The organism is Zhouia spongiae, from assembly GCF_022760175.1.
Lineage (GTDB): Bacteria > Bacteroidota > Bacteroidia > Flavobacteriales > Flavobacteriaceae > Zhouia > Zhouia spongiae.
Window position 1 is genome coordinate 2429123 of the sequence record NZ_CP094326.1, and the last position, 14853, is coordinate 2443975.

11 protein-coding genes are annotated in these 14853 nt (G+C 38.1%); all 11 read right to left on the reverse strand.

Annotated features, from left to right (window positions below):
- Positions 1-60 precede the first annotated feature (60 nt).
- Positions 61-2049, reverse strand: a complete 1989-nt coding sequence (locus MQE36_RS10595) for a DUF349 domain-containing protein (protein WP_242935944.1) — start codon at positions 2047-2049, stop codon at positions 61-63.
- A gap of 115 nt (positions 2050-2164) precedes the next feature.
- Positions 2165-2923, reverse strand: coding sequence for a shikimate dehydrogenase family protein (locus MQE36_RS10600; protein WP_242935945.1), 759 nt, complete (start codon positions 2921-2923; stop codon positions 2165-2167).
- Positions 2901-3917 (reverse strand): DUF368 domain-containing protein, encoded by a 1017-nt coding sequence (locus MQE36_RS10605; protein WP_242935946.1) that lies wholly within the window; start codon positions 3915-3917, stop codon positions 2901-2903. The genes MQE36_RS10600 and MQE36_RS10605 overlap by 23 nt, the downstream gene beginning before the upstream one ends.
- Positions 3918-3920: 3 nt before the next feature.
- Positions 3921-4841 carry a polyprenyl-phosphate transporter gene (locus tag MQE36_RS10610; RefSeq protein ID WP_242935947.1) on the reverse strand — a complete coding sequence of 307 codons (921 nt, stop codon included), beginning with the start codon at positions 4839-4841 and terminating at the stop codon, positions 3921-3923.
- A 35-nt stretch (positions 4842-4876) separates the two neighbouring features.
- Positions 4877-6277, reverse strand: coding sequence for a tetratricopeptide repeat protein (locus MQE36_RS10615; protein WP_242935948.1), 1401 nt, complete (start codon positions 6275-6277; stop codon positions 4877-4879).
- Between the two features lie 99 nt (positions 6278-6376).
- On the reverse strand, positions 6377-7558 hold the full coding sequence (locus MQE36_RS10620) for an aspartate aminotransferase family protein (protein ID WP_242938841.1): 1182 nt from the start codon (positions 7556-7558) through the stop codon (positions 6377-6379).
- A gap of 10 nt (positions 7559-7568) precedes the next feature.
- Complete coding sequence (locus MQE36_RS10625; protein WP_242935949.1) at positions 7569-9311, reverse strand: OstA-like protein; 1743 nt, start codon at positions 9309-9311, stop codon at positions 7569-7571.
- 262 nt (positions 9312-9573) lie between these two features.
- Entirely contained in the window at positions 9574-10845 is a 1272-nt protein-coding gene (locus MQE36_RS10630) for an adenylosuccinate synthase (RefSeq protein WP_242935950.1), read from the reverse strand.
- A gap of 22 nt (positions 10846-10867) precedes the next feature.
- The gene (locus MQE36_RS10635; protein WP_242935951.1) at positions 10868-11311 is read right to left on the reverse strand and encodes a Fur family transcriptional regulator; all 444 of its coding nucleotides are present in this window, start codon (positions 11309-11311) and stop codon (positions 10868-10870) included.
- Positions 11312-11352: 41 nt separating this feature from the next.
- Positions 11353-13557, reverse strand: a complete 2205-nt coding sequence (locus tag MQE36_RS10640; RefSeq protein WP_242935952.1) for a RelA/SpoT family protein — start codon at positions 13555-13557, stop codon at positions 11353-11355.
- Positions 13558-13598: 41 nt separating this feature from the next.
- On the reverse strand, positions 13599-14831 hold the full coding sequence (locus MQE36_RS10645) for a M48 family metallopeptidase (RefSeq protein WP_242935953.1): 1233 nt from the start codon (positions 14829-14831) through the stop codon (positions 13599-13601).
- Positions 14832-14853 lie beyond the last annotated feature (22 nt).

Here is a 14853-nt window from a genome sequence, read left to right on the forward strand (position 1 = left end):
AGATGTTGAATATAAAAGCCACCTTTTTTTGAGGTGGCTTTTTTTTTTATACTTCGTTTTTTATTCTTTATCGGAGTCTTCTTCTGAGGCTTCTGGATTACTACTGTTAGAATCGTCATCTAAATTAATACTTCGTATTTCTTTTAATTTAGCTTTCCAGATATCCAGGGATTCTTTGTGCTTGTCGATATTATCTACAACATCTTTAACAATAGGGTTCTTTTTATCTGTATTGAAGAAAGCAAGGTTGTTTTCCAGCTGTCTTATTTCAGCTTTGAGCTCGTCAATTTTTCTTCTGATAAAACGTTTTTCGTCATAGATAAGATTCTCATCATTAGCCTGCTCCAATTGATCTATTTTATTACCATACTTGATAAGCTCTGCTTCTTGCTTATCGATGTTCAGTTTTCTGAATAAGGCATCAATGATTTTAAAGAATTTGGCCTCAACGCCTCTTTTGTTAAATGGAACTTTTCCAATAGCATTCCATTCACCGATAAACTCTTTAATGGCGTTAAGATCCTTATCTGAATCGTCGCTTAGTTCAAATGTTTTCAGTTTATCTAAGAACGTTTTTTTCTTGTCTAGTGCATCAAATTCTACTTTGTTGGCTTTATTCTGATGTGCATGATACCTGTCGAAGTATTTATTACAAGCTGCTTTAAACTCATCCCAGATCTTATCAGAATATTTTCTTGGAACGTGTCCGATTTTTTTCCATTCTGCCTGTATCTTTTTCATGACAGGGGTCGTCTCGGTCCAATCTTCACTGTCTTGCAAAGACTGTGCTGTTTCTACCAGCTTAAGTTTTTTCTCTAAGTTAACGTGTTGTTCTTTTTTCAGCGATTTGTAAAAGGCATTTTTATTCCTGTTAAATCGCCTGACAGCTTCCTTAAATGCAGACCAGGTCTCTTCGTTATTTTTCTGAGGAACTTTCCCCGCATTAAAAAACGATTCGCGCAGTGCTTCTATTTCTTTGATCTTCTTTTGCCACTCTGAATGTGATTTAAAAGATTGCGAGGCGGTCTCGTGGATACCGGCTATAATGTTTCTTTTCTTTTCCAGGTTTTGCTCACTGAGCTCATCCAGCTTTTTATAGTATTCCTGTCTTCTTTTATGGATTTCTTTTGTGGCTTCGCTGAAGCGATTCCAGATGTCTTCTCTATGTTCCCTGTCAACAGGCCCTATATCTTCTTTCCAGATTTTATGAAGCATTTGTAGTTCTCTAAATGCTTTTACAACATCCTTTTCGTCTTTTAAGGATTCTGCCTTTTCAACAAGTTTTTCCTTTTCATCCAGGTTGTGTTTGAAGTCCAGATCTCTTAAATCCCTGTTGAGATCAAGGAAATCATAAAATCTTTCCACATGGTGGTGATATGTACGCCATACGTCGTTGTAACTTACACGAGGAACGGGGCCGGCATGCCGCCATATATCCTGGATTTCTTTAAAGCGCTTAAAAGTATCATTGATATTTTCATCGACATTAATGAGGCCTTTAAGCTCTTCTATAAGTTGAAGACGTTTTTCGAGATTTCCCTTTAAAGTCTGTTCGAGGTTCTTGTAGTATGCATTCCTTTTGGAACGATACGCTCCATATATCTCATCGTATTTTTTCTTAATAGGGGAGGTGTATGAAAAATCTATTTCATTACCGCCATCATTGATGAAGTCCTCTTTCTTTTGTTCAAGCTGCTCCTGATATTTTAATTCGAATTCATACTTAATTCCATCGACATGATTCTTGATTGCCTGAATTTTATGGTGATTCACAAGCTTCTCAAGTTCATCCACCAACTTTTCCATGGTCAGGGCATGGTAATCGAGCATTGGAATACTATGACGTTGCTGGTTCTCTTCATCTTCTGCATCTTCTGCATTCGATTTCTCTATCTCGTCAATAGCTTCATCTTCAGTGTTCTGATCTTCAACCTGTCCGTTATCGTCTGAAACTTTTTCTTCTTGTTCCCCGGCATTATTAATTTCAACAGTTTCTTCGATCTGTCCGTCTGCATTCTGCAGGTTATCCTTTTTTTCTTCGTCTAACATTTCAGGAATGTTTAAGGTTCATCACTACTTTAAAGTCTGAAAGATACTAACAAGTCTTAAAATAGCCAAGTATTTTAGTAAACACCCTTTAAATTAATTGCTTAGCAGTTAATTTTTATCCGTTCCATATTTTCCATGCTTTTTCTGCCTGAAACTCTAACATTTTAAGTCCATTGCAGATGCCGGCTCCTTTTTCTTTTCCTGATTTGAGGAAAGCAGTTTCCCCTGGATTATAGATCAGATCGTACAGCAAATGCTTTTTAGTAATGTATTGGTATGGGATGGGCGGTTTTTCACTGATGTTTGGATGGGTCCCTAAGGGCGTGCAATTAATAATAATAGAGTGGTCTTCTATGATGTTCCTGGTCAGTATTTTGTAACTGAAATCGGCATTGGCAGAAGATCTTGAAACAAAATTATAATCGATGCCTAATTTAGTCAAGGCAAACGCAATAGCTTTAGAAGCACCACCAGTTCCCAGAATAAGCGCTTTGGTATGGTTGGGTTTCAAATGCGGCGTGATTGATTTCTTAAATCCATAAAAATCAGTATTGTACCCTTTTAGCTTTCCTTTTTTGGTCACTTTAATGGTGTTTACAGCGCCGATGGCCTTTGCATTTTTATTTAAACTATCCAAAAAAGGGATCACTGCTTGTTTATACGGAATAGTAACATTCATGCCTTTGACCCGAGGATGTTCTTTTAATATTTTTGAAAAATGCGAGATGTCCTCAATGTCGAAGTTTACATATGAGTAATCCGTGAGCCCTAGATCACTGAATTTTTTTGAAAAATATCCTCTGGAGAAGGAATAAGAAATATTTCTGCCAACAAGTCCAAAAAGACCGGACTTATTTTTTTGTGTGTTTTCCATACCAATCTAATGCTAATACAATTAAAATACCAATCAGTACAAACCCCATTGCGATCCAGGTTTCACTCAATTCAAAGTCGGGTATGTAGCGCTGGTAGTTCAAAATTACTTTTTCTCCTTCACTGTCAAGAAGAAAACCTCCGTTTTCGTTTAATTTATATATGGTTTGTTTCCATGGCCAAACGACTCCTAATGAACCGGAAATAAAACCGATAATTACGGCGGTGGTAATGTACTTATAATGTTTCAGAACGTAATTTAATAAATGGGAAAGGGTTACCAGACCGGTGGCAGACCCAAGGGTAAATACAGCCAGGATCTTTAGTGTGTGTAACCGTTCGGTATTGTTTATAAAATTAAAATCCCCTCTGAAAGTTTCCGCCAATGTATTGTACAAAGCATTAACAGAATCAACCAATAATAATACATAATTGCCCAAAAGGATTAAGATGAATGATCCGGAGAGACCGGGTAATGTCATTCCCGAAACACTTATGATACCGCAGAGGAAGATGAAAAACAAGTTGTCGTTTTCTCTGGCAGGATTAAGAAAGCTTATGGAAATTCCTAAAGCCAACCCTATAGCGGCAGACAAAACGGTATTTCTTTTCCAATGGTGGAAATCTTTTGAAATATAGTAGATTGAACCTACGATCATTCCAAAGAAAGTTGCCCAAACGTATAGTTCTTTTCGTTCTAAAAAATAATCAAGAATTTTAGAAACGCTAAAATAGCTTGTCAGCATCCCTAAAATAAGCAACCCGAGGAATCGGCCATTGATATACCGGTAAAAACTTTTAAAGCCCCTTTTGAATAATAAGGTGAATGCCTTTCCATTGATTCGCTGGAGGGAAAATATAAATTCTTCGTAGAAACCGGCAACAAAAGCAACAATCCCCCCTGAAACGCCGGGGACTTTGTTGGCCGCACCCATAGCCAACCCTTTGATAAAAAGGAAAACCTTGTCTTGGATGGTACGGGTTTTTTGTTGCATGTGCTAAGCTTTTTTTACGGCTAATTTTTCTAATATATAGATACTGAGAAATCCGCTAATAGCCAACAGGACTGACCAGGTTAATTGGGGGTCTCCTGCATAATCTCCGGGGAGGATACTTTGTTCCAATAATGGTACTTCATGTCCCTTAGAGTTTGTATACCAAGTAAGGGTTTCTTTCCAAGGCCATATCTTATTCAGAGAACCTAGTATGAATCCGGTTAAAATAGCCAGGGTGAGACTTTTATAATGATTAAACATCCATTTTAATAACCTGGCGAAGCTCAAAAGGCCGAAAACGGCTCCAATCCCCAGGATACCTATAATTTTTATATTTTTCTCATCAATAGCTTCTAGCACTACTTTATATGCTCCTAGTAAAACAAGAATAAAAGCCCCTGAAATTCCGGGTAGTATCATGGCACAAATGGCAATTGCCCCGGCAAAAAATAAAAACAGGTTATTCTCTGTATTCTGCATCGGAGGGATGGTTGTAATATAATACGCAGTAATGGCACCTATGATGAAGAAGAGTACGGTACTTAACTGCCACTTTTTGATTTCCTTTGCTACAAACAACACGCTTGCCAATACCAAACCAAAAAAGAAGGACCATAAGAGTACCGGTTCGTTTTCTAACAGCCATTTGATTCCTTTCGCAAGCGATAGCACACTAATGGCAATACCGGTTAATAAGGCCGCAAAGAAATTACCGTTTATTTGTTTCCAGGCTTTGGCAATCCCTTCTTTTCTCAGGGTATTTAATGCGGAAAGGTTAATGTTATTTATGGAAGTGATCAACTCTTCGTAAATTCCGGAAATAAAAGCGATGGTGCCTCCGGAAACCCCGGGAACAACATCCGCAGCTCCCATGGCAATTCCTTTCAGGGTAATAATCAGATAGTCTAAAAATGATCTTCGCATACTATGTTCTTAAGCTCGAACAAAAGTATTGAATTTTAATTTGAGGCCTTTTGAAAATTTGTTATAATATTCTTAACAGTATTTCTGGAAAAAACAGAAGGGAAAGATTCTGTCATATTCTTTAAATGGCGATAGCCGGTCTTTAAGGCCACCTTTAAATGCTGGCTTCCCTCAATAGCATCTCCAAGCATATAGTATATGGCTGACAGACGGTATTCGAGTACGGCTTCTGACGGATAGAATTCCAGTGCTTGCTTTAGGCATTGGATGGCGGAGTTGTATTCCCCCAGTTTGATCAAAACATCAGTCCATGCAGTCCAGGTGTCCAGCTCATAATTACCAAGCTCAACTGTTTTTTTATAGGCCAGATCGGCTTCTTCATAGAAGTGAAGTTTCAGATGAATGAATGCACTACGTTTCCAGTAATGTACATTTTCAGTGTCTATATTGATAGCCTTGTTAATGTAGTATAGAGCTTTGCGGTAGTTATCCTGCCGTACATAAAAATCAGTGATTGCAATCCAGCCTTTATCCAGTAAAGGATCTTCATGAACAGTCTTGTAGAAATACTCTTTGGCAAGGTCGAGATTTCCTAATTTTTCATGGCATTTACCAATGCGTAACAAAGCAAAAGAGGTAGGGTCTTCCAGCTGAAGGGTGACTTCATAATTCTCTATAGCCTCATTATAGCGTTTTATTTTTTCAAGTACTTTTCCTTTCTCAATATATGCGCCAATAAAGGTGTCGTCAGAATAGATGGCGAAATCAAAAGCAGCGATAGCTTCTTTATACCTTTTTTCGGTAAAGAACTGTTTCCCTATTTGGTGCCAAGCCACTTCACAATAAGGATTTTTATCCAGGTATTTATTTAAAAAATCGATGGCTCCTTGTGTGTCCTCCAGGTTGTCAAAACAATAGATCGCATTATAAAGGGCAGGATAATCTTCGGGATCCTGCTCTATACATTTAATAAAATTATCTTTTGCCAGAACGTAATTGTCCAAAAATAAATACTCCATTCCGAGCAAGGAATAGATGTCCGAACCATCATCTGTATAAGATAGTGCTAGTTTTAGCATTTCGATAGCTGACGAATGATCTTCTTTTTTTGAATATATATTGGCTTTCTGAATGTATACTTCTTCATTTGTTATTTCTATAGAAGCAATTTCAGAGAGCAATTGTTCAGCGTCATCAAGCCGGTTTTCAAATACCATCACCTCCACTTTCAGGAGTTTAAGCTCAGATGAGGTCGGATGTTGTTCCAAACCGATATTGATTGCTTTTTTTGCTAAACTAATTTTACCATTATTGAGATAGTGGTGAATAATGTCTTCAAAGTCTTCTGTGTCAAAGAAATAGACATCGTTGGTTTTTAGCATGGACTCGAATTTTTCGAGTGGGAGGTTTTGTTCATTGTGAGCACTAAATTGCATAAGCGATGCTGTTTTAGATTTCTACATTTATAAAGTTAGGGCTTGATAGCTATTCTTTGTGGTAAAACATTGATTGTTATCAACAAATTAGTTAACAGTTTAGACGCTATACCTGTTCAATACTTTCAAAATGATGTTACATCCTTTTTCTATTTCTTCGTTACTAATGGTTAGAGGAGGTGTTATTCTTACAGCTTTGGTTTCCACTAACAGCCAGAATAGTATAAGGCCTTCTTTAAGTGATTCCAGAATAATATGGTTTGCAACATTTTCATCTTTCATTATAAGAGCCAGCATCAATCCTTTCCCCCTGATTTCAGTAATCAGCGGATGAATTAATAACTTTCTGATTAGTTGTTCTTTTTCGAGTGTCTGTCTTTGGAGATCTGTTTCTATGATCTCTTTTAATGTGGCCAGACTGGCAGCAGCTATTACAGGGTGTCCGCCAAAGGTTGTTATATGACCTTGTTTCGGATTGTCTTTCAGCAGGCTCATCAGGTCGGTTGAAGCTGTAAAGGCCCCTACGGGCATACCTCCCCCCATGCCTTTGCCCATCACCAGGATATCAGGAACAATATCGTAGTTCATAAAACCGAAAAGTTTTCCGGTTCTGCCAAAACCAGGTTGAATTTCGTCAAGGATTAAAAGAGTGCCTGTTTCATCGCAACGTTTACGGACTGCTTTTAGGTAATCGTTTTTAGGCTCTATAAATCCGGCACCACCCTGGATGGTTTCTAAAATAACAGCGGCTGTTTTTTCCGAAATCGTATGGAGATCTTTTTTATTGTTGAATTCAATATGCTTAGTGCCTGGAATAAGAGGTCTGAAAGCTCTTTTTCGGTTTTCAATACCCATAACGCTCATTGATCCCATCGTGTTCCCATGATAGGCATTTTTGGCTGCAATAATTTCCGAGCGTCCAGTAGCTCTCTTAGCAAGCTTTAATGCTCCTTCAATGGCTTCAGTGCCCGAATTTACCAAATAGGTACATTCAAGGGGAGCAGGGAGTTCTTCGGCCAGTAACCTGGTGAGTTCCACAGCCGGTTGTTGAATATACTCGCCATATACCATTACGTGCATATATTTATCAACTTGGTTTTTTATGGCATTCACAAGCCTGGGGTGATTGTGACCGAGTGTATTGGCTGATACCCCTGCAACAAAGTCTAAATAAGCAGTATTTCCGGTGTCGTATATATATGAACCATCAGCCCTTGCGATTTCCATAGACAAGGGATGAGGTGATGTTTGTGCCTGATATTTAAAAAAATCGTCTTTCAGAGACATGAAATTATTCTTTTTTTGCAGTTTTTTTTGACTGAATCGTGTCCTTTTGTTTAACGGGGACGGCCTTAGGCTTAGGTGGTGCTTGTTTCGGTTTATGGGGCGGAGGCACGTTTCCGTTTTCATCTGGCTTAATTTCAATCTGCTCTTCGCCAGGGGCTAGATTCGGGTTGTCAAAATCTATGGGACTTGAAACTCCTTTTATGACCGGCAGAATAATATTGTTGTCGTCTTCGTCAAAAATGTCATCTTTTGTTAAGATCATCTCATCGCCATACCATTTTAACCCTCTTAATTTCCTTCCGTTGGGAGGGAGGTCTTTATCCGGATATATATTTCCGTCTACCTCATTTCTTGATATAACATCGTCTATTTCATTTTCTGAGAACATAAACTCAATGCTTCCGCATTTTCGTTTGTCAATTCCTATAAATTCCCTTTCATTCCACAGGTAATAAATTAATTCGGCATTTTTTACAACATCGACCTGTGTCAGTTTATTATCTATAAATTTTCCAAACAGATCTTTTCCTTTTATCTGGTTGAAGGCATTATCGCCTAGAGTGTCTTTTTGTACTATAAATGCATTATTAAGCACTTTCAGAGAATCAAGTTTTTCGGTTTTGAGATCAGAAGTAATTAAAATACTGTCTCCGGTCATTTGAGTTTCCCCACTCCATAGTATCGGATTCCTGATCAATCGTGTAATGCCTGTTTTTTCATCAGATGTTATAGAGTCGCATTTTCCGCTAAGGTCACTTTTGTAGAATTTGGCATTGTGAAATGCTCTGATGATCCGTTCGGATTCTTTACCTGTTACCATGAGGGTATCTCCGTGGATGTACATAGAATCTTTTTCTACCATACTTATGGCAACAGCTCTTTTGGTAACGAACACGGAGTCTCTGGCTTTGTATACTTCGGCATAATGCCCTTTAACCACTCCATCGCTAACCGTGTCGATGACTTTAATATTATTGGTGGCAGAAGCAAATTCTTTTGCTTTGTCAAAATATACACTGTCTCCCCTGATGATCCGGTTATTATAGTGTATCCGAGTGTTTTTAATTCCGTATCCATGCTCTGTCTTGGTGTCATAAAAACCTCTTTCGCAATACAATTTGTAGTCGTCCCCGGTAATGGTAGAGGGGCCGTACATGTATGCATTTCTGGAGTTCGTGTAATAATCTAGGCGAGACGATTCGACTATGTAATTCGGGTTTACGATTTTTACATCACTTTTGAACTCATATTTTTTTATGGTTATATAGTAACGTCCCTTGTTGCTTGTAAGTGTATTGGCACTATCTTTCACTGTTCCGAAAGTGTCGTAATATGCTTCCTGGATATTTCTGTCGAACCATACTTTCTCTGAAGTTAGCTCCATGGAGTTGTTTCGGAGGTTCACCTCACCTTCGGCCAGAGCCAGTTTAGTATCCCCGTCATACTCAATCCTTTTACTGTTCATTTTGATGGAATCGCCTTGCTGAAAGAAAACTTCGCCATATGCCTTTATAGTGTTTTCTTCCTGATAGTATACGGCTACATCGCACCAAAGGTCTACGCCCTCATGTTCAAACTGAACTTGCCTGTCTCCGGCTTTACTGAATATGGCCGCACCGGGATATTTAGCTTCATCTTTTGAAAAATCACCTCCGTAAACAATATTAATGCGTTTGCCCTCTTGAGCATAAGAAGAGAGGCTGAAAAAAATAAAAAGGCAAAAAAGGATATGTATTGTAAACTTCAATTCTCTAAAATTTGTTTTAAAATTAAAAAAAAAATGTGCACTAACTAAGAATTAAAATGCTCTGGTTTTAGTGTTCAGTTTTTTTGATTTTTATTAAACCTGCTTGTTTCATCCAGACAGTTGTAAAACTTATAAATATATGTTTGGAAGGATGTCTATGGAACTGTATCGAGGTAGTTTACGATGTTGATATATAATGTTTTTAACGGAACTTCAGTACAAATAAAAACGCTTTGGTTCCGGAACCAAAGCGTTTCTATTTTTATAGATGTATGGTTTGAGTTCTATCCGGGCCGACCGAAACAATTTTAATAGGTACTTCTAGTTCTTTTTCAAGGAAGCTGATATATTCATGAAGCTCTTTCGGAAAATCTTCCGCAGATGAAAGTCCGGTAAGGTCTTTAGACCACCCTTTCATTTCTATATATACCGGTGCTACATTTTCAGGTTCTATATTATAGGGAAGGTGGTTGATGGTTTCACCATTGTATTTATATCCGGTACAAACCTTTAATGTCTCAAAACCGCTAAGAACGTCGGCTTTCATCATCATTAGCCGTGTAACCCCGTTTACCTGTACGGCATAGCGTAAAGCAACCAGATCTAACCAACCACAACGTCTTTTTCTGCCTGTAGTGGCTCCGAATTCGTTTCCTACACGACCCAGGGTTTCCCCATCTTCATCAAACAACTCCGTTGGGAAAGGGCCGCTACCCACACGTGTGGTATAAGCTTTGAAAATTCCCAGGACTTCTTCGATTTTATTCGGGGCAACTCCAAGTCCTGTACATGCGCCTGCAGCAGTTGTATTGGATGAGGTTACAAATGGGTATGTACCGAAATCGATGTCTAATAAAGAGCCCTGTGCACCTTCGGCCAGGATCGTTTTACCTGATTTCATAGCCTGGAAGATATATTCTTCGCTATCGATAAAGGTTAATGCTTTTAAAGCATCGATAGCCTCAAAAAATTCTTTTTCCAGTTCTGCCAGATCGTATTGAATATCAACATTAAAGAAATTAATCATTTCTTCATGCTTATTGGCTAATGTTCTGTAGCGTTCTTTCCAGTCGTCCAACTCCAAATCTCCAACACGGATACCGTTTCTTCCTGTTTTGTCCATATATGTCGGTCCGATGCCTTTTAACGTAGAGCCGATCTTGGCTTTTCCTTTAGAAGCTTCGGAAGCCGCATCAAGCAAACGGTGTGTCGGTAAGATAAGGTGAGCTTTCCTGGAAATAAGAAGCTTTTCTTTTATATTGATATTGAACTGGCTCAGGTTGTCTATTTCTTTTTTGAAGATAACAGGGTCAATCACAACCCCGTTTCCAACAACATTGATAGCATTTTTATGAAAAATTCCGGAAGGAATTGTATGTAATACATGTTTGATGCCATCAAACTCTAATGTATGCCCTGCATTTGGTCCGCCCTGAAAACGTGCGATAATGTCGTAATCTTTGGTGAGAACGTCAACAATTTTTCCTTTTCCTTCGTCTCCCCATTGTAATCCTAGTAGTAAATCTACCGCCATTGTGTTATTTATGTGTAGTTAATTAATTGTCTTTATTTTTTGTGCCGTAAAAATACAACGAATGGTTTTGAATTTTAATATCAAAAACCTCTTCAATTGTTTTTTTGATAGTCTGAATGCGCGGATCGCAGAATTCCAATACTTCTCCAGTATCTGTTAAAATAACATGATCATGTTGTTTGTCGAAGAATGACTTTTCGTAATGAGCCTGATTTTGTCCGAATTGGTGTTTCCGTACCAAACTGCACTCCAGTAATAACTCGATGGTGTTGTAGAGGGTGGCACGGCTCACACGATAATTTTTGTTTTTCATTTTGATATACAGGCTTTCTATATCGAAATGCTCGTCGTTATCGTAGATTTCCTGAAGGATGGCATATCTTTCAGGGGTTTTTCGGTGTCCGTTGTCTTCTAAAAACTTAGTAAAAACTGTTTTTACAATCTCTTGATTTTTATTACCACTCATTATCGAAAATTCAAAATCAGCTACAAATGTACGGTTAAATATTAAATTCGGGTTACTTTATCTATCCCGTTAACTTTTTTTAGGTTTTCTATTAGTTTTTTAAGGATGATGTTGTTTTTTACTTCTAAGGTTATATTTCCGGAGAATACACCATCGTTTGTATCGAATTTGATGTTCTTCATGTTCACATGCATATTATTGGAGATGATTTTGGTTACATTACTCACCAATCCCATTTTATCGATTCCGGTTAACCTGATATTTGCAGTAAAGTTTTGTTGTGTAGAATCTACCCATTTGGCCTGAATGATGCGATAGGCAAAGTTAGACTGTAACGCCAGGGCATTAGGACAGTCTTTTTTATGAATTTTAATACCTTCGTTTACGGTTACAAACCCGAAAACATCATCGCCCGGTATCGGGTTACAGCAATTCGCTATCTTATAATCCAACTTTTCTTCTTCCTTTCCAAAGACTAAAAGATCGTATTTGTTTGTAATTTCATCTTTGTGGATCTCTTCTGCAGAAGAACCCTTTCTCATTCTGTTTTTAAAGAAATTGATGAATGTGTTGTTACGAGATGCCGCAAAATCTTTGAGCATCTGGTTATCTATTTTACCAATGCCAACCCTGTAGAAAAGATCCAGGCTTGTTTTGAGTTTAAAGTAAACAACAAGCTGGTTTACGGTTTTTTCATTTAATGTTATTTTGAGTTGCTTGAGTTTACGCCTGAGAATTTCTTTACCATCTTCGGCAATATCTTTTTTCTCCTCCCGAAGTGCTGATTTAATTTTTGAACGTGCCCTGGCCGTGGTGGCGTAATCTAGCCAGTTGGCATTAGGCTTTGAACTGTCGGAAGTAATGACCTCTACCTGATCGCCGCTTTTTAACTGATGACTTAGAGGTACCAGCTTTCCGTTTACTTTGGCTCCTCTCGTGTGTAAACCGACCTCTGTATGGATGCTGAAAGCAAAATCAAGTGGGGTGGCGTCTTTCGGTAATGATTTTAAATCGCCCTTGGGAGTAAAGACGAAGATTTCTTTTGCGTAAAGGTTTAGTTTAAACTCTTCTACAAAATCAACAGCATTCATCTCCGGGTTTTCCAGAGCTTCCTGTAATCTGTTAAGCCAGACTTCGATTCCCTGTTCCTGCTGGTTTCCATGTTTATACTTAAAGTGAGCAGCGTATCCTTTTTCGGCAATTTCATGCATACGTTCACTTCTTATTTGTACTTCCACCCATTTTCCTTTAGGTCCCATTACAGTAATATGCAATGCTTCATATCCGGTTGATTTTGGGGAGGAGATCCAGTCGCGTAGGCGTACAGGGTTAGGTCTGAAGTGATCGGTTACGATCGAATATATTTTCCAGGCCAAAAATTTTTCATTGGCATAATCACTTTTATAAATAATCCGGATTGCAAATTTGTCATAGACTTCATCGAAGCTTACATTTTGAGCAAGCATCTTGCGCCGGATGGAATATATGGACTTTGGCCTGCCTTTTATAGTATAGTTAAGCCCTTCATTATCCAGGGCTTCTTTAATGACATTGCTAAAAGTTTCTATATATTCGTTCTGCTCTTCCTTACTTTCTTCAATCTTACTTAAGATATCATTATAAACATCGGATTCGGTATATTTTAATCCGAGATCTTCAAGTTCGGTCTTAATGTTATATAAGCCGATGCGATGGGCAAGGGGAGCATATATATATAGTGTTTCCGATGCAATCTTAACCTGTTTGTGTTCAGGCATGGACTCCATGGTCTGCATATTGTGTAAGCGATCGGCAATCTTTATCAGGATAACACGTACATCATCATTAAGTGTTAATAGCATTTTACGAAAGTTCTCCGCTTGTAATGATATATCCTGCTCTGAACTGATCATGGATATTTTAGTAAGGCCGTCTACAATTTTAGCAATGGTCTCACCGAAGAGCCGTTCAATATCCTCAAGGGTATATGCTGTGTCTTCAACCACGTCGTGGAGTAGCGCCGCTGCAATAGCAGTTGCATCCAATCCGATCTCACGTGCAACAATTTTTGCGACAGCAATCGGGTGAAAAATATATGCTTCCCCACTTTTACGACGTTGCTCCTTATGGGCATCAACAGCCGTATCAAAAGCCTTTCTGATCAGTTTTTTATCATCGTCAGAAAGGGCCTGATAGCTTATGCGCAACAGCTCTTTATACTGCTTGGCAATTTGCTTGTTCTCTAATTCCGTATCAATTACAGCCATATATTAAAATTAACACAATCTTTATTATTTAACAACAAAATCTATGCCTTTAGTGCTCTTATCCTTTGTAAAAGGGTAGGATGGGAGTAGTGGACGAAAACATAAGCAGGGTGGGGTGTCAGGTTGCTCAGATTGTTTTTTGAAAGTTTCTTCAGAGATGTTATTAACGGTGCTGCATCGAAAGTCTTTTTGGCATAATCGTCTGCCTGATATTCGAATTTTCTTGATATATAGTTCATTATGAGTCCGGTAAGTTCCGATATCGGGGTGTAGAGGATCCCGAATGTTATGAGTCCGGCATGAAAACTTGGTTGATCCACGCCAATAGCCATTGAAAATTCCGGGATATTGATAAAGAGGGACAGTAGATATAAGGTAACGCCTGTAAGGAGGATCGAAGCGCTTAAATTAAAAATAATGTGTTTGTGTTTGTAATGACCGACCTCATGGGCTAATACTGCCAAAATTTCATCCTCGTCCAAGTCGTTTATGAGCGTATCGTAAAGCGTTACTTGTTTTTGACTGCCGAATCCGGAAAAATAAGCATTCGCTTTTGTTGATCTTTTAGATCCGTCAATAACAAAAATATTTTCGAGATTGAATCCTGCTTTTGCTGCATAAGTTTCAATTTTGGTTTTTAAAGAACCTTCCTCCAGAGGACTTTGTTTGTTGAATATGGGAACAATCAGTTTTGTGTAGAACATATTCATAAATATGGTAAATACAGCTACAAAACCCCATGCATAGAGCCAAAAATGTTTGCCTGTAATCTGATAGAACCAGATGATCAATGCAAGGATACCTCCACCGAGGATGACAGACATCACCCAGCCTTTGATTTTATCAGTAAAGAAGGTCTTTTTGGTAGTTTTATTGAAACCAAACTCTTCCTCGATCACAAAAGTGTGGTAATAAGAGAACGGGGTACTGAGAATATCAGAAGCAAACATGATGATCCCAAAGAAGATAAGTGCAATTATGATATTATTATCTGAAAGTTGTCTTGCAATATTGTCTACATACTCAAACCCGTCTAAAAAGAAAAAAGTCAGGGTTGCTATGATGGAAATGCCTGAAGTTAGTGTTGAGAATTTATAGTTGGTTTTTTTATACTGTTGAGATTTTAGATATTCTTTCTCATCGTAAACATCTATTAGCTCATCGGGAACAGGATCATTAAAATGTTTGGCATTGAAACGATCGAGCACTTTATCGAAAATAAAGTCGACGATTAAGATGCTTATGATAATATAGAAGAGTGTGTTTGGATTCATTTAATAAAAAATTAAACTTTAG